The sequence below is a fragment of the Paenarthrobacter sp. JL.01a genome, from assembly GCF_025452095.1.
In the GTDB taxonomy this organism is placed as follows: Bacteria; Actinomycetota; Actinomycetes; order Actinomycetales; family Micrococcaceae; genus Arthrobacter.
Genome location: NZ_CP104877.1, coordinates 634,579 through 657,306, shown reverse-complemented (window position 1 = coordinate 657,306; position 22,728 = coordinate 634,579). Strand labels below are relative to the sequence as shown.

Annotated in this window: 22 protein-coding genes; 16 read left to right on the top strand and 6 right to left on the bottom strand. The window is 63.5% G+C overall.

The genetic code is table 11. The features are described from left to right. Nucleotides 1–117: 117 nt before the first annotated feature. A complete protein-coding gene (gene aceA, locus N5P29_RS03240; RefSeq protein ID WP_262277236.1) occupies nucleotides 118–1,434 on the top strand; it encodes an isocitrate lyase in 1,317 nt (438 codons plus the stop codon). 207 nt (nucleotides 1,435–1,641) lie between these two features. Beyond that, on the top strand, nucleotides 1,642–3,294 hold the full coding sequence (gene aceB / locus N5P29_RS03235; RefSeq protein WP_262277235.1) for a malate synthase A: 1,653 nt from the start codon (nucleotides 1,642–1,644) through the stop codon (nucleotides 3,292–3,294). A 182-nt stretch (nucleotides 3,295–3,476) separates the two neighbouring features. Here the strand turns inward: aceB and N5P29_RS03230 are convergent, their stop codons facing one another. Beyond that, nucleotides 3,477–4,670: an MFS transporter gene (locus N5P29_RS03230; RefSeq protein ID WP_262277234.1), complete on the bottom strand. Its 1,194-nt coding sequence runs from the start codon at nucleotides 4,668–4,670 to the stop codon at nucleotides 3,477–3,479. A gap of 85 nt (nucleotides 4,671–4,755) precedes the next feature. Further along, entirely contained in the window at nucleotides 4,756–5,973 is a 1,218-nt protein-coding gene (locus tag N5P29_RS03225; RefSeq protein ID WP_262277233.1) for an ROK family transcriptional regulator, read from the bottom strand. A gap of 183 nt (nucleotides 5,974–6,156) precedes the next feature. On the opposite strand from N5P29_RS03225, the gene N5P29_RS03220 reads away from it, so the two are divergent. The 10 genes from N5P29_RS03220 to N5P29_RS03175 all read left to right on the top strand — a co-directional run bounded on the left by N5P29_RS03220 (nucleotide 6,157) and on the right by N5P29_RS03175 (nucleotide 16,086). Beyond that, entirely contained in the window at nucleotides 6,157–6,897 is a 741-nt protein-coding gene (locus N5P29_RS03220) for a sugar phosphate isomerase/epimerase family protein (RefSeq protein ID WP_144661487.1), read from the top strand. Continuing rightward, nucleotides 6,894–8,036, top strand: a complete 1,143-nt coding sequence (locus N5P29_RS03215) for a Gfo/Idh/MocA family protein (protein ID WP_262277232.1) — start codon at nucleotides 6,894–6,896, stop codon at nucleotides 8,034–8,036. The genes N5P29_RS03220 and N5P29_RS03215 overlap by 4 nt, the downstream gene beginning before the upstream one ends. A gap of 64 nt (nucleotides 8,037–8,100) precedes the next feature. After that, entirely contained in the window at nucleotides 8,101–9,426 is a 1,326-nt protein-coding gene (locus tag N5P29_RS03210; protein ID WP_262277231.1) for an ABC transporter substrate-binding protein, read from the top strand. 62 nt (nucleotides 9,427–9,488) lie between these two features. Next, complete coding sequence (locus tag N5P29_RS03205) at nucleotides 9,489–10,496, top strand: carbohydrate ABC transporter permease (protein WP_262277230.1); 1,008 nt, start codon at nucleotides 9,489–9,491, stop codon at nucleotides 10,494–10,496. Further along, nucleotides 10,489–11,328 (top strand): carbohydrate ABC transporter permease, encoded by an 840-nt coding sequence (locus tag N5P29_RS03200; RefSeq protein ID WP_262277229.1) that lies wholly within the window; start codon nucleotides 10,489–10,491, stop codon nucleotides 11,326–11,328. Before N5P29_RS03205 ends, N5P29_RS03200 begins: the two co-directional genes overlap by 8 nt. A 60-nt stretch (nucleotides 11,329–11,388) precedes the next feature. Continuing rightward, on the top strand, nucleotides 11,389–12,591 hold the full coding sequence (locus N5P29_RS03195; protein WP_262277228.1) for a Gfo/Idh/MocA family protein: 1,203 nt from the start codon (nucleotides 11,389–11,391) through the stop codon (nucleotides 12,589–12,591). Between the two features lie 2 nt (nucleotides 12,592–12,593). Then, on the top strand, nucleotides 12,594–13,592 hold the full coding sequence (locus N5P29_RS03190) for a sugar phosphate isomerase/epimerase family protein (RefSeq protein WP_262277227.1): 999 nt from the start codon (nucleotides 12,594–12,596) through the stop codon (nucleotides 13,590–13,592). A gap of 104 nt (nucleotides 13,593–13,696) precedes the next feature. Next, nucleotides 13,697–14,596: a TolB family protein gene (locus tag N5P29_RS03185; RefSeq protein ID WP_262277226.1), complete on the top strand. Its 900-nt coding sequence runs from the start codon at nucleotides 13,697–13,699 to the stop codon at nucleotides 14,594–14,596. Continuing rightward, entirely contained in the window at nucleotides 14,586–15,617 is a 1,032-nt protein-coding gene (locus N5P29_RS03180) for a Gfo/Idh/MocA family protein (protein WP_262277225.1), read from the top strand. The genes N5P29_RS03185 and N5P29_RS03180 overlap by 11 nt, the downstream gene beginning before the upstream one ends. Next, entirely contained in the window at nucleotides 15,610–16,086 is a 477-nt protein-coding gene (locus N5P29_RS03175) for a heme-degrading domain-containing protein (protein WP_262277224.1), read from the top strand. Before N5P29_RS03180 ends, N5P29_RS03175 begins: the two co-directional genes overlap by 8 nt. Here the strand turns inward: N5P29_RS03175 and N5P29_RS03170 are convergent. From N5P29_RS03170 to N5P29_RS03155, 4 genes are read right to left on the bottom strand one after another with little or no spacing between them, the layout of a single operon-like run. Further along, nucleotides 16,083–16,454, bottom strand: coding sequence for a type II toxin-antitoxin system death-on-curing family toxin (locus N5P29_RS03170; protein WP_262277223.1), 372 nt, complete (start codon nucleotides 16,452–16,454; stop codon nucleotides 16,083–16,085). The two genes, N5P29_RS03175 and N5P29_RS03170, sit on opposite strands and share 4 nt — an antisense overlap. Next, nucleotides 16,451–16,657: a ribbon-helix-helix protein, CopG family gene (locus N5P29_RS03165; protein WP_223941739.1), complete on the bottom strand. Its 207-nt coding sequence runs from the start codon at nucleotides 16,655–16,657 to the stop codon at nucleotides 16,451–16,453. The genes N5P29_RS03170 and N5P29_RS03165 overlap by 4 nt, the downstream gene beginning before the upstream one ends. A 56-nt stretch (nucleotides 16,658–16,713) precedes the next feature. After that, complete coding sequence (locus tag N5P29_RS03160) at nucleotides 16,714–17,382, bottom strand: response regulator (RefSeq protein WP_262277222.1); 669 nt, start codon at nucleotides 17,380–17,382, stop codon at nucleotides 16,714–16,716. Continuing rightward, complete coding sequence (locus N5P29_RS03155) at nucleotides 17,379–18,956, bottom strand: sensor histidine kinase (RefSeq protein ID WP_262277221.1); 1,578 nt, start codon at nucleotides 18,954–18,956, stop codon at nucleotides 17,379–17,381. Before N5P29_RS03155 ends, N5P29_RS03160 begins: the two co-directional genes overlap by 4 nt. Nucleotides 18,957–19,214: 258 nt before the next feature. Here N5P29_RS03155 and N5P29_RS03150 point away from each other — a divergent pair, with 258 nt between their 5' ends. Genes N5P29_RS03150 through N5P29_RS03135 form a run of 4 tightly spaced genes read left to right on the top strand, consistent with a single transcriptional unit; the run spans nucleotide 19,215 to nucleotide 22,700 of the window. Further along, complete coding sequence (locus N5P29_RS03150) at nucleotides 19,215–20,225, top strand: Bug family tripartite tricarboxylate transporter substrate binding protein (RefSeq protein WP_262277220.1); 1,011 nt, start codon at nucleotides 19,215–19,217, stop codon at nucleotides 20,223–20,225. After that, a complete protein-coding gene (locus N5P29_RS03145) occupies nucleotides 20,222–20,725 on the top strand; it encodes a tripartite tricarboxylate transporter TctB family protein (RefSeq protein ID WP_262277219.1) in 504 nt (167 codons plus the stop codon). Before N5P29_RS03150 ends, N5P29_RS03145 begins: the two co-directional genes overlap by 4 nt. Further along, on the top strand, nucleotides 20,725–22,311 hold the full coding sequence (locus N5P29_RS03140) for a tripartite tricarboxylate transporter permease (protein WP_262277218.1): 1,587 nt from the start codon (nucleotides 20,725–20,727) through the stop codon (nucleotides 22,309–22,311). Before N5P29_RS03145 ends, N5P29_RS03140 begins: the two co-directional genes overlap by 1 nt. Beyond that, entirely contained in the window at nucleotides 22,308–22,700 is a 393-nt protein-coding gene (locus tag N5P29_RS03135) for a universal stress protein (protein ID WP_262277217.1), read from the top strand. The genes N5P29_RS03140 and N5P29_RS03135 overlap by 4 nt, the downstream gene beginning before the upstream one ends. Nucleotides 22,701–22,728 lie beyond the last annotated feature (28 nt).

The window sequence follows — 22,728 nt, the reverse complement described above, 5'->3', positions numbered from 1 at the left end:
AGTGCAGAAAAGTAGTTCTCACGAAAAAGAAATACAGACCCCGGTGAGCCGGCCGAAGCAGCAAGGAAGCTGCGGAGGCCAGCCCGGGAGCCCCGCCAGGATATTAGGAGACATGCAATGACCGCATCGTTTGAACCAGCAGAGCAGACCGCCGAGCAGCAGGCAGCAGCGCTGGAACTTGAATGGTCCGCCAACCCGCGCTGGGAGGGCGTCACCCGTGATTACTCAGCTTCCGACGTCGTCCGCCTCCGCGGTCGCGTCTCCGAAGAGCACACCCTGGCCCGCCGCGGTTCGGAGAAGCTCTGGAAGCAGCTCACCGAGGAAGCCCCGAACGGCGGCTACACCAACGCCCTCGGTGCACTGACCGGCAACCAGGCCGTCCAGCAGGTCAAGGCGGGACTGCGAGCCATCTACCTGTCCGGCTGGCAGGTTGCAGCCGACGCCAACCTCTCCGGTCACACCTACCCGGACCAGTCCCTGTACCCGGCCAACTCGGTGCCGCAGGTTGTCCGCCGCATCAACAACGCACTGCTCCGCGCAGACCAGATCGAATACGCCGAGGGCGTCAAGACCGTTGAGGACTGGCTGGTGCCGATCGTCGCCGACGCCGAGGCCGGCTTCGGTGGCCCGCTCAACGCCTACGAGCTCATGAAATCCATGATTACCGCCGGCGCCTCAGGCGTGCACTGGGAAGACCAGCTCGCATCCGAGAAGAAGTGCGGACACCTCGGCGGCAAGGTCCTGATCCCCACCCAGCAGCACATCCGGACCCTGAACGCAGCCCGCTTGGCAGCCGACGTCGCCGGTACCCCGACCGTCGTCATCGCCCGCACCGACGCCGAGGCAGCAACCCTGATCACCTCCGACGTCGATGAGCGCGACCAGGAATTCATCACCGGTGAACGTACCCCCGAGGGCTTCTACAAGGTCCGCAACGGCATCGAACCCTGCATTGCCCGCGCCAAGGCCTACGCACCGTACTCCGACCTCATCTGGATGGAGACGGGTACCCCGGACCTGGAGCTGGCCCGCAAGTTCGCCGAGTCGGTCAAGGCTGAGTTCCCGGACCAGATGCTCTCCTACAACTGCTCCCCGTCCTTCAACTGGCGCAAGCACCTGGACGACGCCACAATCGCCAAGTTCCAGCGCGAACTCGGTGCCATGGGCTTCACGTTCCAGTTCATCACCCTGGCCGGCTTCCACGCCCTGAACTACTCGATGTTCGACCTCGCCCACGGCTACGCCCGTGAAGGCATGAGCGCCTACGTCGAGCTCCAGGAAAAGGAATTCGCCTCCGAGTCCCGCGGCTACACCGCCACGAAGCACCAGCGCGAAGTCGGCACCGGCTACTTCGACGACATCGCAACCGCGCTCAACCCGAACGCATCAACCTTGGCCCTGGTGGGATCCACCGAAGAAGGCCAGTTCCACTAACCCACCCCGACGGCGATTGTCGCCTCCGGCCTGCGGAGCGGTGATGCTCTGCCTGCTATTCCCCACGTCCCGGTTTCGACCTCGCTGAGCGAGGACGGACCGGGACGCAGGGCCCCTTTTACGCAGGCTGCCGCATCACCACACCTCCGGCCTCGTGGGCACCTCACCCGACCTGCCGCCGTCGAACATTTTCTTAGGAGTCTTGAAATGAACAGCTTCACCGACAACTTCACTATTAATGGCATCACCCTGACTGCGCAGCCCATTTCGCGGCAGAACGAGGTCCTCACTCCGGATGCGCTTGAGTTCGTCGGCAAGCTGCACCGTGCTGTTGCTGATCGTCGGCAGGAGCTGATGCAGGCACGGCACGCCCGGCGTAACGCGATTTCGAGTGGCCAGGATCCCCGTTTCCTGCCGGAAACCGAGGGCATCCGCAATGACCCGTCCTGGCGCGTGGCTCCCCCGGCACCGGGTCTCGAGGACCGCCGCGTGGAGATTACCGGTCCGGTGGATAAGAAGATGACCATCAACGCCCTGAACTCCGGCGCGAAGGTCTGGCTGGCCGACATGGAGGACTCCTCCACTCCGACCTGGCGCAACGTGATCCAGGGCCAGTTGAACCTGACCGATGCGCTGGAACGCCGGATCGACTTCACGTCACCGGAGGGCAAGGAGTACAAACTCAAGGCCGCTGACGAGCTGCCCACTATCGTGGTCCGTCCGCGTGGCTGGCACCTGCCGGAGAAGCACATGCTGATCGATGGCAAGCCGATTGCCGGCGGAATCGTGGACTTCGGGCTGTACTTCTTCCACAATGCCCGCCGCCTGCTCGCCCAGGGGAAGGGCCCGTACTTCTACCTGCCCAAGATCGAGAACCACCTCGAAGCCCGGCTGTGGAACGACATCTTCATCCTGGCACAGGACCTGCTCGGCATTCCGCAGGGCACCATCCGCGCCACCGTGTTGATTGAAACCATCACGGCCGCGTTCGAGATGGAAGAGATCCTGTACGAACTGCGGGACCACGCCAGTGGATTGAACGCCGGCCGTTGGGACTACATCTTCTCGCTGATCAAGAACTTCCGTACCCGTGGGCCCCGTTTTGTACTTCCGGACCGCGGCCAGGTGACCATGACCCAGCCGTTCATGCGGGCCTACACCGAGCAACTGGTCCGGGCTTGCCACCGACGCGGAGCCTTGGCAATTGGTGGCATGGCAGCAGCTGTTCCGAACCGCAAGGACGAGGCAGCCAACGCAGCTTCCTTCGAGAAGGTCCGTGCCGACAAGACCCGCGAAGCCAACGACGGCTTCGACGGCTCGTGGGTTGCCCACCCGGACCTGGTGCCCGTATGCCGCGAAGTCTTCGATTCGGTGCTCGGCGAGAAGCCGAATCAACTCGCCAAGACCCGCGAGGACGTCACCCCGGACGATCGTGCCCTGATCGACATCTCCACCACGACAGGAACCATCACCGAACACGGCGTTCGCCTCAACATCGAAGTAGGCATCCGCTACATCGAGTCCTGGTTGCGCGGCAATGGTGCGGTGGCCATCCATAACCTGATGGAGGACGCCGCCACCGCCGAAATCTCCCGGTCCCAGCTATGGCAGTGGATCCACTCCCACGCCATCACCGACCAGGGCGACATCATCACCCGCGAGTGGGTCGAGGACATGCTGGACGAGGAATTCGCCCGCCTGGAACGCTTCGACGGCGACCGCTTCGCTGATGCACGCGCCATCTTCGAAGAAGTGACCCTGGCAGAAGAGTTCCCCACCTTCCTGACCATCCCCGCCTACGCCCGCTTCCTCACCGAAGCCCGCGAAGAAGCTACGGAAGAAGAACTGGTCGCCGCCTAGCAGCACTCGCCACAGCAACCCAACAAGCCCCGTCGCTGGGCTGCCTGCACTGTTCGCAACAAGTGCCCCCGAAGGCCGGGGAGGCAGCCCAGCACCGGAACAACCACCCAACCAGGGGACAGCAAACGCTCCACTGAGCACTCAGTGGAGCGTTTGCTGTCCCCCAGTTGGGTTAAAGGGGTTTAGGCCTGGCGGGATACCCAGCGCACGGACAACGTGGTGCACACACAGAACGCGACTACAGAGCCCAGGATCACGAACAACGGCGCAGTCCAACCGTCGGACACGCTGTGGACGTAACCAACAATCGTCGGCGCCAAGGCAGCAAAGCAGTAACCCACGCCCTGGACCACGGCAGACATCTTCCCCGCGGCAGCCTGGGAACGGGCGAACTGGATGATGGCAATGAAGATCACCGTAATCCCGCCGCCCTGCGCAATCCCACCGAGGGAAGACCACAGCCACCACCACGACGGTGCCAGCAACAAACCAACGGGAACGGTCAGCCACAAGGCACTCAAGGTGGCCGCGACCGCCGTCGTACTGCTGAAACGGGCCAGGAGCGGCACGCCCAGGCCGCCCAGGATCGCGAAAATCTGGAACAGCGAGGAACCGGCGCCCGCCTGGGCGGTGTCCATCGCGAGTTCGTCGGACAGGAAGCTCGGGAGCCACGCGGTGACGCCGTAGTAGGAGAAGGCCTGGCCGGCAAAGCCCAGGGTCAGGCCGGCGGTCAGCCATCCAACACCGGCGACGCGCCCCGAACCGGACGGCGCGGAAGACCCGACGGCGGCAGGCACCAGGGCGCGCCTCGCACCTACCGTCGGGACCCAGAAAAGGATCGCGGCCAGGGCCAGCAACGCGCTTGCGGCGAGGGAGAGCCGCCACCCCACCAGTGCAGCCAACGGCGCTGTAGCAACGGAGGTGAGGAAGGAGCCGATGTTCAGTGCCGCCGTATAGACGCCCATCGCAGTCGCCTGCCGTCTGGGAGCGAAGTCACGCCGGATGATCAGCGGGACCGCGATGTTCCCGATGGTGATGGCCAAACCGATGACGACCGTGCCCGCCATCACCAGCGCGCCGCCACCGACGGAGCGGATCACCACACCGGCCAGCACTCCGAGCAGGGTCAGCATGACCGCAAACTCGGCGCCCAGCCGGCGTCCGGCCAATGACGCCAACGGCGAGGCAAGCGAGAAGCAGAGCACAGGGATGCCTGTCAGCAACCCAAGTTCCACCGGCGAAAAGCCGAGGTCCTGTCGGAGCAGATCCACCACCGGCGCCACGGCGACGAACGGCCCGCGCATATTCAGGGCAATCAGCCCGATACATGCCAGCAGCAACCAGCCTCTGGGAACTTTGGCGAGGAATTGGCTCATGGTGTGGACCGGCAAGTGACAGGAAACGTTTTCATCAGTTTCATTGCTATCACGCCTGCGCGTCCCCACCGGCATCCATGAAGCCTCACCCCGTGGCTTGCAGCGTGGCCTCGATCACCGCAGGCGAAAGGACGTAGCGGGTCACCATCTGGCTCGCGCCAAGGATCGCGGAGCGCTCGCCGGCCATGGAGATACCGATACGGAGGTGCGTGGTGGCCAACGGCAGCGATCGCCGGTAGACCACCTCGCGGATGCCTGCCACCAAGTGCTCGCCGGCCTCTCCCACACTGCCGCCAATGATGATCATGGAAGGGTTCAGCAGGTTGACCACGGTGGCCAGGACGTCCCCGACGTCGCGCCCGGCCTGCCGCAACGCCTGGATGGCCTGCAGGTTTCCCTCACCGACCAAGCGCAGGACGTCCGCGCCGTTGCTGGCTTCCAGCCCTTGTGCCCGGAGTTGGTGCGCGACGGCGGGACCCGACGCCAGTGCCTCGAGACAGCCGTAGTTGCCGCATCGGCAAAGGACGTCGTCTCCGCGTGGAACACGGACGTGGCCGAGGTCGCCGGCGGTGCCGTTGGCGCCACGCTGCAGCTCACCGCTGCTGATGATGCCCGCACCAATGCCGGTGGCCACCTTGATGAAGAGGAAATTGTCGTGGTCGGGCCAGTACGCGGTCCGCTCCCCAAGCGCCATGATGTTGACGTCGTTGTCCACCAAGACAGGAACAGGCAGCGAGCGCTGGACGTAAGTTACGACGTCGAACCCGTCCCAACCCGGCATGATCGGCGGCTTTACGGGCCGTCCGGTGTCGTGTTCCACGGGGCCCGGAAGTCCGATGCCCATGCCCGCAAGGTCGCCCGGCTCCCGACCGGCCTCGGCCAGGAGCTCGCGGCCCGCGGACACCACACGGTTCAGGACCACTTCGGGACCGTCGGCTACTTCCTGCTTCAGCCGCCGCTCCGCCAGGACGCTGCCGCCGAGGTCGGTGACGGCGACAATCACGTGGGTTGCTCCGACGTCGACCGCCAGTACCACCCGCGCGGCAGGGTTGAAGGCAAAGCGCGACGGCGGCCTGCCGCCGCTGGAGCTTGCCTCACCTGCCGGACCGACCAGTCCGGAGTTGATCAGCGCGTCGATGCGGGAGGCGACGGTGGAGCGGGCCAACCCCGTGGTGAGGGCCAACTCGGCGCGGGTCCGGGCCTGGCCGTCGCGGAGAAGTTGGAAGAGATCACCAGCGCGCGACAGATTGCCGGCCTCTAAGACCTGGGCGTTTCCGGCGTCGTTTGCGGGTGCTGGAGTCATGCACTTAGTGAAGCACGATTGCTTATGCGTGTCATGCAATAAAAGTTTGTCGGCCATATTTCAACTTTTGCTTGACCGCCGTCAAAAGTCCCCCTAGGTTGTGATGAGCAGCACATCACGACCGCAGATGGTGGTTATCACCCCGGCCGATTCCGCACTCACCCACAATGACGAGGAGAGACAGTGTCATATTCGATCCAGCTCTACACGGTCCGAAAGGCCTTGGAAGAGGATCTTGCTGGAACCATCCAGCGTTTGGCAGAAATTGGTTTCACGATGGTGGAGCCGTACCGCTTTGTCGCCAAGGCCGCTGAGCTGAAGCAGGCATTGGCAGAGAACAACCTCACCGCCCCCTCCGGCCACGCTCCATTGCTCAGCGATGACCAGGACGCAATCTTCGCCGCTGCACAGCAGTTGGGCATCGGCACTGTCATCGACCCCCACGTTCCCATTGAGCGCTGGAACAGCATTGAAGACATCAAGGAAACCGCCAACCAGCTCAACGCAGCCGCCGCCAAGGGTGCCGAGTACGGAGTCCGCGTCGGCTACCACAACCACTGGTGGGAAGTTGAGTCGGTCATCGACGGGAAAACGGCCATTGAGCACCTCGCCGACCACTTGGCTCCTGAGGTGGTCCTGGAGCTCGACACCTACTGGGCAGCGGTTGGTGGCCAGAACCCGGCTGAACTCCTGGCCCGCCTCGGTGACCGGGTGAAGTTCATCCACATCAAGGACGGCCCCGTCACCTCGGATCCGTCCCAGCAGTTGGCTGTGGGCGACGGCAAGATGCCCATTTGGGAGGTTCTCGACGCGGCCGGTTCGCTCGAGGCAGGCGTCGTCGAGCTTGACGACTTCGAGGGCGACATGTTCGAAGCCGTCCGCGACAGCTACAACTACCTCAGCGCTGGAAAGGTCAACGCATGAGCCACGCAACAGGAGCATCCTTCGGCCCGGTTGGTTCCGGCCCCGTCGGAGTCGGCATCATCGGCGCCGGTGTCATCAGCAAGCAGTACCTGGACAACCTGACCAGCTTCCCGGACGTCAAAGTAGTTGCCATCGGCGACTTGTTCGAAGACGCGGCAGCCGCCCGCGCCGCTGAGTACGGCATTGCGAAGCACGGCGGGGTGGACGCCGTCCTGAATGACCCCGACGTCGAAATCGTCGTCAACCTGACCATTCCTGCCGCGCACGTTGAAGTAGCTACCCAAGCGGTCAATGCCGGAAAGCACGTGTGGAGCGAAAAGCCCTTTTCCCTGGACCGCGAAAGCGGACTTGGACTGCTCAAGGTCGCTGATGCTGCAGGTGTACGCCTGGGTTGCGCGCCGGACACCTTCCTCGGCGCCGGGCTCCAGACGGCCCGCCGCATGATCGAGCGCGGAGACATCGGTACCCCGTTGACCGCCCTGACACTCATGCAGTCCCCCGGCCCTGAGTCCTGGCACCCCAACCCCGCCTTCCTCTTCCAGGACGGGGCAGGGCCACTGTTCGACATCGGCCCTTACTACCTGACCACGCTGGTTCAGACCTTTGGCAGCATCCGCCGGGTTGCCGCTTTCGGTTCGAAGTCCCGCGAGACCCGGGTCATCGGTTCCGGCCCCAAGGCAGGCGAAGTCTTCGACGTCACCGTTCCCACGCACGTCAGCTCCATCCTTGAGTTCGAAGGTGGCGAGTCCGCGCAGAGCATCTTCAGCTTCGATTCGCCGCTCAAGCGTGCAGGGTTTGTGGAAATCACGGGAACGGACGCCACCATCGCGCTTCCGGACCCGAACATGTTCGACGGCGACATCAGGATCTGCGCGCTGGGTTCCGACGATTGGACCACTGTTCCGTCGGTGGGCTCTACCGCGAGCCGGGGCGCCGGCGTCCTTGAAATGGCACGCGCCATCCGCGAAGGCCGTCCTCACCGTGCCCAGGGCGAGTTGGCCTTCCACGTCCTGGACACCATGGCCTCCATTGCGGAGTCGATCGACAACCGGGCCTTCGTGGATGTCGAAAGCTCCGCTGACAAGGTTCCCGCCCTCCCCGAGGACTGGGACCCCACCGCAGCAACTCTCTCCGCCTGATCAACAGCAAGCAACAGCCCCAATCAACATAGCCCCAGCTCGACGACGAGAAATCGGAGCAATAATGAAGAACCCCTTGAAAGTCCTTTCGGCATTCGCCGCCACGGCCGCCCTGGCCCTGAGCATGAGCGGCTGCGGTGGAGGCGACACTCCACAGGCCTCCAGCGACACCATCACCTACTGGGCCTCCGACCAGGGCAACAGCCTTGACGACACCGCAGCCAAGTTGAAGCCCAGCCTTGACCGGTTCACAGAGAAGACGGGCGTCAAGGTCAAGCTGGAAGTTATCGGCTGGACCGACCTCTACAACCGCATCCTTACGGCAGTAACCAGTGGCGACGGTCCCGATGTTTTGAACATCGGCAACACCTGGGCCGTGACGTTGCAGGAAACGGGCGCCTTCGAGCCTGTTGAAGGCGAGCTCCTCAACGCCGTCGGCGGCAAGGACCGCTTCCTGCAGACCAGCTGGTCAACCGGCGGCGCCGAAGGCAAGACGCCGACGTCGATCCCGCTGTATGGCTTGGCCTACAACCTGTACTACAACACCAAAATGTTCAAGGAAGCCGGCATCGAAAAGGCGCCGGTCACCTGGGAAGAGTTCGTGGCCGACGCCAAGAAGCTGACCAAGGATACCGACGGCGACGGCAAGCCGGACCAGTGGGGCTTCACGGCTGCTGGAGCCTCGGTATCCGCCAACTCGCACCAGGCGTTTGTCCGTGGCCTGCAGAACGGGGGAACGCTTTTTGATAAGGATGGCAAGCCGACGTTCGACAGCGACCCCCAGGTCCAGGGCGTCAAGCAGTTCGTTGACCTGATGGCTGTCGACAAGGTGATGTCGCCCTCTGACGCCGAACTGAGCCAGGGTAGCCAGAAGGTGGACAACCTCATCAACGGCAAGGCAGCCATGATGTTTGACCAGAGCCCGCTGAAGAACTTCGCAGCACGTGACTTCAAAGACTGGGGCGTTGCCGCCATCCCGATGATGACCGCTGACGCAACGGGCGACCGCGCCACACAGAGCCACGTGGCCGGCATCAACCTGAGCGTGTTCAAGAACAGCAAGAACAAGGCAAATGCCATCAAGCTCGCTGCCTTCCTGACAAGTGACGAGGAGCAGGTCGCCCTGAACAAGGCTTACTCCTCCCTGCCTGTTGTCAGCGCCGCATCCAAGGACGCTGCATTCCAGACCGAGGAGGTCAAGGCCAAGAACGAAGCCTTGTCCAACCACTCCAAGCCGATGCCGCTGATCGCAAAAGAAGGACAGATGGAGACCCTGACGGGTACCGCCATCAAGAACCTCTTTGCCAAGGCAGCAACCGGAACTGTTTCCGAAGACGACATCAAGGCGGCCCTCAAGGACGCCAACAACCAGATGGCCGCGGCCCAGTAACCATGCCCTGCGGGTGGGGGCGCCACTGACGGTGGCGCCCCCACCCCGGCAAAGGAGCTTCCATGTCACATTCAGCACTGGACAGCGGAAAAGCCGCTGAGGGCAGCAAACCGCCCGCCAATCCTGAGCCCGATGGGCCCACTCAAGCGCCGCCGATCCGCAAACGGCGCCGGTCTTTCCTTCCCTACGGCCTCATTGCACCGGCCGCCATCCTTGAACTCCTCATCCACATCGGACCCATGCTTCTGGGTGTTTGGATCGCGTTCATTTCCCTGACCCAGCTCAACCTCACCAACTGGCTCAATGCGCCGTTCGTGGGCCTGCAGAACTTCATCAACGGCCTCAACCCGGAGAGCACCATCGGGCAGGCCTTCTTCAGCACAGTTGGCCGTACCCTCCTTTACACCATTCTCGTAGTGGGCTTCTCATGGGTACTCGGTATGGCCGGTGCCGTCTTCCTTTCCTCGAACTTCAAGGGCCGCGCTCTTCTGCGGACCTTCTTCCTGGTTCCGTACGCGCTTCCTGCTTACGTCGGAACCATTGCGTGGGCCTTCATGTTCAACCAGCGCGACGGCGCGGTGAACCAGATCCTGGTGGACACCCTCCATCTCTTCGGTGACCACCGCCCCTTCTGGCTCCTTGGCGAGAACTCGTTCGGAGCCATGGTGGTAGTCAATGTCTGGCAGCTGTGGCCCTTCGCCTTCCTCATGCTGATGGCGGCACTGCAGAACGTTCCGAACGATGTCTACGAGGCAGCAGCCATTGACGGCGCCACCCTCTGGCAGCAGTTCCGGACCATTACCCTGCCCATGGTCCGCCCCGCCAACGGGGTGCTGCTGATGGTGATGTCCCTGTGGACGTTCAACCAGTTCAACATTCCTTTCGTCCTGTTCGGTGCCACTTCCCCCAAGGAAGCCACCCTCATATCCCCCTTGATCTACCAGAACTCGTTTGGCAGTTGGAACTTCGGCCTCGGCGGAGCAATGAGTGTTCTCCTTCTGATCGCCCTCTTCATCGCTTCTGTCTTCTACATCCGCATGGTGCTGCCAAAGGGAGCCGACAATGATTGAGACCCGTAAGTTCCGGATCCTGAGGAACGTGGTCCTGACCGTCCTCTCCCTCTGGGTCGCAATACCACTCTTCGTGGTGGTTTCAACGTCCATCAAACCCTTGAAGGACGTCGCCGGGCTGTTCCAGTGGATTCCGCGCGAGATCACCCTTGCTCCGTACTTTGATATCTGGACCACAGTGCCGCTTGCGAAGTACTTCCAGAACAGCCTCATCATCACCATTGCTGCCACGGCGTGCTCCGTCACCGTCGCGGTGCTGGCCGCGTACGCGATCGCGAGGTTGCCGTTCAAGGGCAAGCGCGCCTTCAGCCTCACGGTCCTGTCCACCCAGATGTTCCCCGGCATCCTGTTCCTGTTGCCGCTCTACCTGATCTTCACCCAGATCCGGAACATCACCGGCCTTCAGCTCCAGGGCTCCTACCTCGGCTTGATCATCACGTACATGACGTTCACCTTGCCGTTCGCCATCTGGATGCTGAGCGGGTACTTCGCTTCCATCCCCAAGGAGTTGGAGGAAGCCTCCATGATTGACGGCACGGGCCGCATGGGCGCACTCTTCCGCGTCATCCTCCCGGTCGCCAAGCCGGGCATCATCGCGGTGGCCGTCTACTCATTCATCTCGGCGTGGGGTGAAGTGCTGTTTGCCTCGGTCCTTACCAATGAGTCCACCAAGACTCTGTCCCTTGGTTTGAAGGCCTATGCCAGCGAGTCCGATGTGTTCTGGAACCAGCTCATGGCCGCCTCCGTGGTGGTCAGCCTGCCGGTCCTCATCGGATTCATCCTGGTCCAGAGGCACCTTGTCGCAGGCCTTTCAGCGGGCGCAGTCAAGTAACTGCCGAGCACATCACGCCTCCGGGCACTGTCCACCGGACCCTTATCTAGGAGCATCACAATGAACACGGCGCAGACGCCCGCACTGTCGAAGGACAACACCGACCGCCCCCTCGGCGTGGCCGCCATCGGTTACGCCTTCATGGGGAAGGCCCACTCGAATGCGTGGCGGAACGTGGCCAGTTTCTTCGACGTCCCGGCCTTCGAGCAGAAAGTGCTGGTGGGCCGGGACGCCACCCAGGTGGCCGAAGCCGCCGCCAAGTACGGATGGGCCGAATCGGCCACAGACTGGCGTGAAGTCATCGAGCGCGAGGACATCGACATCATCGATATCTGCGCACCCGGTTGGATGCACGCCGAGATCGCCATCGCCGCCCTGGAAGCCGGCAAACATGTCCTGGTGGAGAAGCCGCTGGCCAACACACTGGGTGAAGCCGAGCTCATGACCGCCGCCGCTGCCAAAGCCCGCAAACGTGGCGTCCAGTCCATGATCGGCTTCAACTACCGCCGGGTCCCCGCGCTCGCCCTCGCCCGCGAGTTGATTGCCGAGGGTCGCCTCGGCACCGTCCGCCATATCCGCGCCGCCTACCTGCAGGACTGGCTCTCCGACGCAGAATCCCCCATGACCTGGCGGCTCCGTAAGGAAACCGCGGGCTCCGGCGCGCTCGGCGACATCGCCTCGCACGCCATCGACCAGGTCCTCTACCTCCTCGGCGATGCCGTCACCGAGGTCTCCGGCCGCCTGCAGACCTTCGTAGACCGCCGCCCCGGCGACGCGGGGCTGGAAGAAGTAACGGTCGACGACGCCGCTTGGGCCACGCTGACCCTCGCCTCCGGAGCAATCGCCTCAGTGGAAGTCAGCCGCGTGGCCACCGGCCGGAAGAACTCCCTCACCCTCGAGATCTACGGCGACAAGGGCACCATCCTCTTCGACCTCGAGGCATTGAACGAGCTCGGCTTCCTGGACTCGACAGTTCCGGTGCGGGAGCAGGGCTTCCGCCGGATCCTGGTCAACGAGCCCGGGCACCCGTACCTTGAAGCATGGTGGCCGCAAGGGCACATCATCGGCTGGGAACACACCTTCACGCACCAGATCCGCGACTTCCTGACCGCCATCCACGACGGAAGCCAGCCGTCGCCGTCGTTCGAGGAGGGCCTGAACGTCCAGCACATCCTGGCCGCCGTCGAAGAGTCTGCGGCCGCTAAAAGCTCACTGATCCAACTGTCCCCCAAACCAATCAACACCCCTATCGAAGGAGCCTGACCATGCCACGCCCGTACACCCTGTTCACCGGCCAGTGGGCCGACCTCCCGTTCGAGGAAGTCGCCAAACTCGCCTCGGGCTGGGGCTACGACGGCCTGGAAATCGCCGTCTCCGGAGACCACCTCGACGCCTGGCGCTGGGATGAGCCTGGCTATGTCGAGTCCAAGCTTGCCGTGTTGGAGAAGTACAACCTCAAGGTCTGGGCGATCTCCAACCACCTCAAGGGCCAGGCCGTCTGCGATGACCCGATCGACTTCCGCCATGAAGCAATCGTCGGTTCCAAAGTGTGGGGCGACGGCGACCCCGAAGGCGTCCGCCAGCGCGCCGCCGAGGAAATGAAGCACACTGCCCGCCTTGCCAAGGCGCTCGGCGTGGACACCGTTGTCGGGTTCACCGGCTCCTCGATCTGGCAGTACGTGGCCATGTTCCCGCCCGTCCCCGAGAAGGTCATCGAAGCCGGCTACCAGGACTTCGCCGACCGCTGGAACCCCATCCTGGACGTCTTCGACGAATGCGGTGTGAAGTTTGCCCACGAAGTACACCCTTCCGAGATCGCCTACGACTACTGGACCACGGTCCGCACCCTTGAGGCGATCGGCCACCGCGAAGCCTTCGGCCTCAACTGGGACCCCTCCCACATGATGTGGCAGGGCATCGATCCCGTCTCCTTCATCTGGGACTTCAAGGACCGGATTTACCACGTGGACTGCAAGGACACCAAGGTCCGCCAGACCGGTCGCAACACGGTTCTCGGCTCGCACCTGGCCTGGGGCGATCCCCGCCGCGGCTGGGACTTCGTCTCCGCCGGACGCGGCGACGTGCCCTGGGAAGCCTCCTTCCGTGCACTCACCGCCATTGGCTACGACGGACCCATCAGCATCGAATGGGAAGACGCCGGCATGGACCGCCTCCACGGCGCCCCCGAAGCCCTCGCCGCGCTGAAGAAGTTCGACTTCCCGGCGTCGCAGACCAGCTTCGACGCCGCCTTCAGCCAGGACTAACCCCTCCCCCTCCGGAGTTTTTGTACAGATAACGCCCTTTAGAAGCCTTCTTTAGGGCGTTATCTGTACAAAAACTCCCATCACAAGTGGCAAAGGAGCCCACCGTGATCCGCACCTTGCAAACAGGACAACGCTGCGAGGTGCGGATCGCGTCGGTCTCCAGCCGCAGCGAACTCCTTTACAGCACCGGGGACATCCTCCTTGAAGCCCCCAATTGGACCCTTGACGGGCAGTCCCTGATCCTGAACGGGGACGGGAAGCTCTGGAAGCTGGACGTTGACTCCGCGCAGCTGACGGAAATCCCGCTCACTGGCATCCCGGACCTCAACAACGACCACGTCCTGGATCCCGAGGGCGAAGGCATCTTCCTCTCGGCCAACGACGGCCACATCTACCACGCCCCGTTGGAGGGCGGCGCCGCCACGCGCATCACCAAGGACGACGGCTACTTCCACTTCCTCCACGGAGTAAGCCCGGACGGCAAAGAACTCGCCTACGTCGGTATCGAGGGTGGTGACTTTACGCGGCCCGGTCGCCTCATGGTCATGGCGTCCGACGGCGGTGCTGGCGCCCCCATCGACGTCGGTCCGGGCCACTGCGACGGGCCGGAGTACTCGCCTGACGGTGCATGGCTGTACCTGAACACTGAATCCTTCGGCTCGACCAAAGGCCACGCCCAACTTGCCCGCGTCCGCACGGATGGCAGCGATTTCGAGCAGCTGCTGCAGTCTGGATCAGTCGACTGGTTCCCGCACCTCTCCCCCGATGGCCGTCATGCCAGCTACATCCGGTTCCCCGCCGGAACCGTAGGCCACCCCGCTGACTTGCCTGTCGACGTCGTGCTTGTTTCGACCGAAAACTGGGCTGCCCCGCTGAGGACGTGGCCACTTTCCGGCGGTCAAGGTACCCTCAACGTCAACAGCTGGTCGCCGGATTCCGCGTGCTTTGCGATTGTGGCGTACCCGCTTACTGACCCAGCAAAGGACCAACCACGTGACGCTTAGCAATGGCACTTCCGACGGCACCATCCGCTGGGGAATCCTCGGCACCGGATTCATCGCTGGACTTCAAACGCAGGACTTGAAGGACAACGGCTTCACAGTGCAGGCTGTCGGTTCGCGGTCGTTGGATACCAGCCGGGCCTTCGCGGAGCAGTACGGCGTGGCAACGGCGCACGGCAGCTATCAAGAGCTGGTGGCGGATCCCTTGGTGGACGTGGTCTACATCGCCACGCCACACCCCATGCACCACGCCAACGCGCTCCTGGCGCTCAACGCGGGCAAGCACGTGCTGGTGGAGAAGTCGTTTACGATGAACGCCCGCGAAGCACAGGAAATCGTTGAGCTCGCTGCCTCCAAAGGGCTCGTCGCACTGGAAGCCATGTGGACGCGTTTCCTGCCGCACATGATCCGTCTCCGGGAAATCATCGCCGCAGGCACCATCGGCGAAGTCCGCAAGGTGGTGGCCAGCCACAACCAGAGCCTGCCCAAGGACCCTGCACACCGCCTCAACGATCCCGCCCTAGGCGGCGGCGCGCTGCTGGACCTTGGCATCTATCCCATCTCCTTCGCGTTCGACATCCTCGGCGCACCGTCCGCCATCCACGCCAGCGCGTCAATGACGGCCACCGGGGTGGACCGCCAAACAGCGGCGATTTTCGATTACGACGGCGGCGCGCAGGCAATCGTCGACTGCGAACTTGACGCAGCAAGCGCCAACCGGGCCATGGTGATCGGCACCGAAGGCTGGATCGACGTCGAGCACACTTGGTACAACCCCGTTCCGTTCACGGTCCACGCGGTGGATGGCAGCGTCGTTGAGCGGTACGACCAGCCAGTGAACAGCCGGGGAATGCAGTACCAAGCCGCGGAATTGGAACGACTGGTCCGGGAAGGTTCCACCGCCGGAACTATCTTGCCCCCGGGCGAGAGCGTTGCCATCATGGCTGCCATGGATGGGATACGGCGGCAGATCGGGCTCCGCTACGAGGCGGACGCTGTCGGGGAGGGAGACGACAATGACTGATTCCCCGCGCCTCACTGAACTCCGGCAGCAGGAAGAAGAGCTGGTCTTCGCTTCATTCGATCACCATGACGCCTGGCGGCTCGGTTCCCTGATCGCCAACCACGCCATCGCTTCCGGGTTCGGGGTTGCCATCGACATCCGCCGCCACAACATCGTGCTCTTCCGCTGCGTCCTGCCCGGCGCTACGTCCGACCAGGAAGAATGGATCCGCCGAAAATCCGCCTCCGTGCTGCGCTTTGAACACAGTACTGCCTTGCTTTCAGAGGAATTCGCGACCCGGGGCCACAGCCCGGTGGGTGGAGGTTGGCTGGCCCACGAGGACTACACGTTGGCGGGTGGATCCTTCCCTCTCCGCGTGCGTGGTGCAGGGGTGATCGGGGCTGTGACGGTGTCCGGTCTGAGCTCCGACGAGGATCATCAGCTCGTGGTGGACGGGATCCGGAGCTACCTGAAGACGGTGGGGGTTTAAGGGCGCGGCGCCAAGTACCGAGTGATCTCGGCCGCTGAATCCTGCAGTTCAATGGTGCCCGCGGCGACTCCAACCACTAGGTCAAAGCCCTTATCTGTGGGGAAGTCATGCCTGTATCCGTTGATCCAAAGCAATAGCACCATGAGCGTCCACGCAGTCCGCTTGTTGCCGTCGATAAGTGGGTGGAACCGGGCGACGGACTCCAATAGGGCAGCTGCCTTCATTGCAAGATCAGGGTAGGCCTCCGCTCCCATGACGGTTGTCGCCGGTCTGGCCAGCGCGGAGGCCAGCAGACCAACGTCGCGGACATGGAAGCCGTAGCGATCAACCACCTGAAGAGCGTCTTCGATGTCGAGGTACGCTGTCACGCGTCCTCGAGCCGAGTCAGCAGCTCAGCATCGTGGCTCATCACGAAATCGAGACCTTCACTGATTTCGCGTCGACGCGCATGTCGCTGCAGCACCAACTCTGCGCCCTGCAACAGGAGCGCGGACTTGGACGTGTGTTCCTCAGCGGCCAACTTTTCCAGCCGGCGATCCAGGTCTTCGGGGACACGCAGATTCATAGCCATGGGATTATGGTACCAATTCGGTACCTCGAAGCCGAGCTGGGTCTGATCTGAGCGGGTCACCGCCCCTTCAGCACATAGCGCCTTTCAGGACGCCCGACGCCGTACTTGAGTCTCACGTCCAGCGCGCCTTCGTCGTGGAGGTATTCAAGGTAGCGACGGGCGCTGACCCTGGAGGTTCCGAGCTGTCCGGCGAGCTCGGCCGCGGAAAGATCGCCCGGGGCTGATTTCAAAGCGGACTCGACCAGTTCCAGCGTCTCCACGCTGCAACCCTTCGGCAGCGAACGCTCGGAGACACTCAAGCCGAAAACCCTGTTGACGTCGGACTGTTCGGCCTCGTGCTTGGAAGCATCCAGCCCTTGGTAGGCACTGAGGTAGTGCTCCAACCGTTCCTGGAGATCGGATTGGGAGAACGGCTTGATCAGATAATGGACAATCCCGCCGCGAAGGGCTTTGCGCACCGTCTCCACCTCGCGGGCGGCACTGATCACCAGCACGTCCAGGTCCGGGGCAACATCCCGCAGCTGGTGCATGAGGTCCAGCCCATTGATGTCGGGCAAATGGATGTCCAGGAGCACCAGGTCCGGCTGCAACCGTCGTGTTTCGAGGACTGCTTGCGCTCCCGTGTGGGCAACTCCCACCACCCCAAAGCCGGGGCTTCGCTGGATAAACCCGGCATGGACCTTGGCCACCATGAAGTCGTCGTCAACGATCAATACCTTTATCACGGTTGCGATGCCCCTTTGCTGAATCGTGCGGTGAACACTGCACCATCGTCGTTTGCCACGGTCAGGTCGCCGCCGCTGCGCCGGCAGATAACCCTGGACAGCGCCAGGCCGAAACCCCTCGCGTCACCGGGCCCCCGCTCCTTGGTGGAGTAGCCCTGCTGGAAGATGTTCTCGGCAGAACCGGAAGGCACACCGGGTCCATTGTCCTGGACAGTCACCACCACGTCGTCGGGCGAGTCCACCACCAGCACACTGACCGATGCCCCGGGAAGGCCAGTGACGGCGTCGAACGCGTTATCCACCAGGTTGCCCACCACAGTGGTAATGTCCCGCGAAAGTTCATCCTTGACGCGAGGAAGCGCGGACCGCGGGTCCAGCTTCAGCTCGACGCCGCGTTCGGTAGCCAGGCTGGCCTTCGCGATCAGCAGGGCTGCGAGCGCCGGGTCCTCGATCCGGCGGGTCACATCGTCGTTGAGGCGGGTTCGTTCCACGGTGGCGCCGTTGACGAACTGCACCACGGAATCGTACTCGCCGATCTGGATCAGGCCGGAGATGACGTGGAGCTGGTTGGCGAACTCGTGGGCCTGCGCCCGCAAGGTGTCCGTGACTGTGCGGGTGGCGCCGAGTTCACTCTCGAGGGACGACAACTCGGTGCGGTCCCTCAGGGTAGTCACGGATCCGATGTCGCGCCCGTGGGAACGGAGGGCCACGCGGTTCATCACCACCAGCCGCTCCCCCACCAGTACCAGTTGGTCAGGGTCCGACTGTTCACGGGTCAGCACCACTTTCAACGCCGGATCCACAGGAAGGGAACGGAGCTTCTTGCCCACGCAATCGTCGGGTAATCCAAGCAGTTGGCGGGCGCTCTGGTTCGCCACGGTGATCCGTTCGTGCGGGTCCAACGCCACCACGCCTTCCTTGAGGCCTTGCAGCATGGCTTCCCGGTTCTCAACCAGCCCGGTGATTTCCCGTGGCTCCATGCCGAGGGTCTGCCGTTTGACGCGCCGGGACAGCAGAAGAGAGCCGGCCACACCGAGGACACTGGCCACGCCAAGGTAGGTAAGAAGGTTGGGGACAGCGTCGCCGAGCCTTTCCAGGGTGGAGGGGTAGTTGCGGCTGATGGAGGCAATCCCGATCATTTCTCCGGAATCGTCGATCACCGGCACGTGGGCAGAGAGGACTTCCCCGGTGTTGCCGTGCAGGACCCCGGTCCAGGCCCGCCCTTCCATTACCCTGCTCTCACCCAGCGGCAAGGGCCGGCCAATCAACCCAGGGTCCGAGGCCGTGATGACGGTGCCGTCCAGTTTGGCGAGGGCCACGTGGGCTGAACCAGAGACCGTCCTGACGGATTCAGCGACGGCCGGGAGCGCCGAACCTCCGCGTGGTTCGGCGGTGGGGAGCAAAGCCCTCACGGCGGGGTTGTTGCCCAGGGCTTCGGCAGCGGACAGTGCCCTGCGGCCCTCGGTGCGTTCAAAAGCTGCGGCAGACTGCGCCAGGGAGATGGCCACCACCGCCACCAGAACGGCCAGGACAATCAGCAACTGCAGCACAAGGTACTGCCCGGCAAGGGACATGCCTCTTCTTCGAGCCAGTCGAGTCACTGAAAATTCCTTTGGTGGTGCCAGAGAGTGGAGCATGTTAGGGGCGCTCCGCGTGGCGTACCGGAACTATACCCCAGAGCCGCAGGGGACCTTCCACCACCGTGAACGCAATGAACTTAAAGATCACTGCGAACACAAGAGTGATCGCCGTCACGGCCGCCCCTAGCATCAATGCACGGGGCACAACGTTGATCGCCCTGCACAGAATTCAACACTGAGAAGAGGAACACCATGCGCCAGATCCGCGCATTGCGAGTCGCCGCCGTCGCCGCCGGCCTCGCCCTTATGGCCACCGGTTGCGGTGCCACGGGCAAGAGCTCCACAAGTTCTGAAAGCTCCGGCGCTGCCGCCGGACCCGTCACCGGCCTCCAGATCATGGTTCCGAACACCCCCGGTGGCGGCTACGACACCACCGCCCGGGCAGCGGCGAAGGTCCTGGACGACGAGAAGATCGCCAACAACACCGAGGTCTTCAACCTCGCGGGCGCAGGCGGAACCGTTGGCCTGGCGCGTGTGGTGAACGAAAAGGGCAACGGCGACCTCACCATGCTGATGGGTCTGGGCGTCGTCGGCGCCAGCTACACCAACAAATCCCAGTCGAAGCTGACTGACACCACCCCCCTGGCCAAGCTGATTGAAGAGCCGGGCGCCATCATGGTCAGCAAGGACTCCCCCTACAAGACCATCGACGACCTCGTGAAAGCCTGGAAGGCCAACCCGGCATCCATCTCCGTTGGTGGCGGTTCCTCCCCCGGCGGACCTGACCACCTCCTGCCAATGCAGCTTGCCGGCGCTGTCGGCATTGACGCCACCAAGGTCAACTTTGTCTCCTACGACGGCGGCGGCGATCTCCTCCCCGCCATCCTCGGCAACAAGCTGGGCTTTGCCGCATCCGGTGCCGGTGAGTACCTGGAGCAGATCAAGTCCGGTGAAGTCCGCGTCCTGGCCACCAGTGGCGAGAAGCGGCTTGACGGCGTGGATGCCCCGACACTCAAGGAATCCAACATCGACCTCGTGTTCAGCAACTGGCGCGGCATCGTGGCCCCTCCGGGCATCAGCGACGCCGACAAGAAGTCGCTGATCGCCGCACTCGAGAAGATGCACGCTTCTGAGGGCTGGAAGCAAGCGCTCAAGACCCACAGCTGGACTGACGCATTTGTCACCGGTGATGAGTTCAAGTCGTTCCTGACCGACCAGGACAAGCGGGTGGCGGACGTCCTCACCAAGCTTGGTCTGGCGTGAGCTCTGCAGTAACAGGCTTGAAAGGCCGCGCCGAGCTGGGGGTAGCCCTCCTGCTCGGCGTGGTTGGCGTCCTGGTTTTCCTCGACGCCAACGGCCTGGTGACCCCGTACTCCAAGTCAGACCCCGTAGGCCCCAAGACGGTCCCCTTCATTGTTGCCGGCATCCTCCTGGTCTGCGCCGTGATGCTCGCCATCAACGTTCTCCGCGGCGGCAAGGGCGAAGCCGAAGAAGGCGAAGATGTGGATCTGACCCACCCCGCGGACTGGAAGACCATCCTTCCGCTTGCCGGCGCATTTCTGCTGAACATCCTGCTTATCGACTGGGCCGGCTGGGTTATCTCCGGCACCATCCTGTTCTGGGGCAGCGTCCTTGCCCTGGGCAGCCGCCGGTACATCCGCGACGGCATCATCTCCGTGGCACTTTCCCTGCTCACCTTCTACGGCTTCTACCTCGGCCTGGGCATTGCTTTGCCGGCCGGGCTCCTGGAAGGAATCCTCTGATGGACGTCTGGTCCTCCTTGATGGACGGCTTCTCCACCGCCCTGACTCCCATGAACCTGATGTACGCCATGATCGGCGTCATCCTGGGCACCGCCGTCGGCGTCCTCCCCGGACTGGGTCCGGCCATGACCGTGGCACTGCTCCTCCCCGTCACCTATGCCCTTGAACCCACCAGCGCGTTCATCATGTTCGCCGGTATCTACTACGGCGGCATGTACGGCGGCTCCACCACGTCCATCCTGTTGAACACCCCCGGTGAATCGTCGTCGGTGGTGACGGCCATCGAAGGCAACAAGATGGCCAAGGCGGGACGCGCCGCCCAAGCACTCGCGACGGCGGCCATCGGCTCGTTCGTGGCGGGCACCATCGGCACTACCCTCCTTGCCGTCTGCGCGCCGATCGTTGTGAAGTTCGCCGTCAGCCTCGGCTCCCCCAGCTACTTCGCCATCATGATGCTGGCGCTCCTGGCCGTCACCGCGGTCCTGGGCAAGTCACGCCTGCGTGGCTTCGCCTCCTTGGGCCTTGGTTTGGCCATCGGCTTGGTGGGCCTGGATTCCGTAACCGGTCAGAGCCGCCTCACGTTCGGCATTCCGCTGTTGTCCGACGGACTGGACATCGTGGTGGTGGCCGTGGCCATCTTCGCCGTGGGCGAGGCACTCTGGGTAGCTGCCCACCTGCGCCGCAACCCGCTGCACATCATTCCCGTCGGCCGCCCGTGGATGGGCAAGAAGGACTGGCAGCGTTCGTGGAAGCCGTGGCTTCGCGGTACCGTCTTCGGTTTCCCCTTCGGGGCCTTGCCCGCCGGCGGTGCCGAAATCCCCACCTTCCTCTCCTACGTCACCGAGAAGCGCCTCAGCAAGCACCCTGAAGAGTTCGGTCACGGTGCCATCGAAGGCGTGGCAGGTCCGGAAGCGGCGAACAACGCTGCTGCTGCCGGCACCCTCACCCCCATGCTGGCGCTCGGCCTTCCGACCAACGCCACGGCCGCGGTAATGCTCGCAGCGTTCACGTCCTACGGCATCCAGCCCGGCCCCCAGCTCTTTTCGAGCCAGGGACCGCTGGTGTGGGCACTGATCGCAAGCCTCTTCATCGGCAACCTGTTGCTCCTGCTGATCAACCTGCCCCTGGCGCCGATGTGGGCCAAGTTGCTGCAACTGCCCCGCCCGTACCTGTACGCAGGCATCCTGTTCTTCGCCACGTTGGGTGCCTACTCCGTGAACCTCCAGGCATTCGACCTGGTGATCCTGCTGGTCCTGGGCGCGTTGGGCTTCATGATGCGCCGGTTCGGGCTCCCGGTCCTGCCGCTCATCCTCGGCGTCATCCTGGGTCCGCGGCTGGAAGGCCAGCTCCGCAAGACCCTCCAGCTCAGCGCCGGCGACCCGGCAGGGCTCTTCAGCGAGCCGATCGCCGTCGGGATTTACGTCATCATCGGCATCATCCTGGCCTGGCCGCTGGTGTTCAAGCTCATCCGGCGGAACCGTCCGTCGGCAGTGCTTACTGCGCCGTCAGGTCCGGACAGCCATGCTGAGCCCGAATCAATCCACCACGAGACCACCCCGGTCCAGCACAAACAGGAGAAACCATGACCATCGTGGTGGGATACGTCCCCACGCCGGAGGGCGAAGCAGCACTGACGCAGGCGATCGCCGAGGCCAAGAAGAGCAAAGAGACACTGCTGGTCATCAACTCGTCCAAGGGCGATGCCCTGGTGGATAACCGTTTCGCCCAGGAGCCGGAGATCCAGAGCATCGAGGACAGGCTGGCCGGACACGGCATCCAGCACATCATCAAGCAGCCCATTCGCGGCCATGACGCAGCGGCAGAGGTGCTTGACGCTGCCGAAGAGCACGACGCCGGCCTGATCGTCATCGGCCTCCGGCGCCGCAGCCCGGTGGGCAAGCTCATCATGGGCAGCGTGTCCCAGCGGATTCTGCTGGAGGCGGACTGCCCGGTCCTTGCGGTCAAAGCGGACTAGGAGTTTTTGTACAGCTAATGCCCTTAAG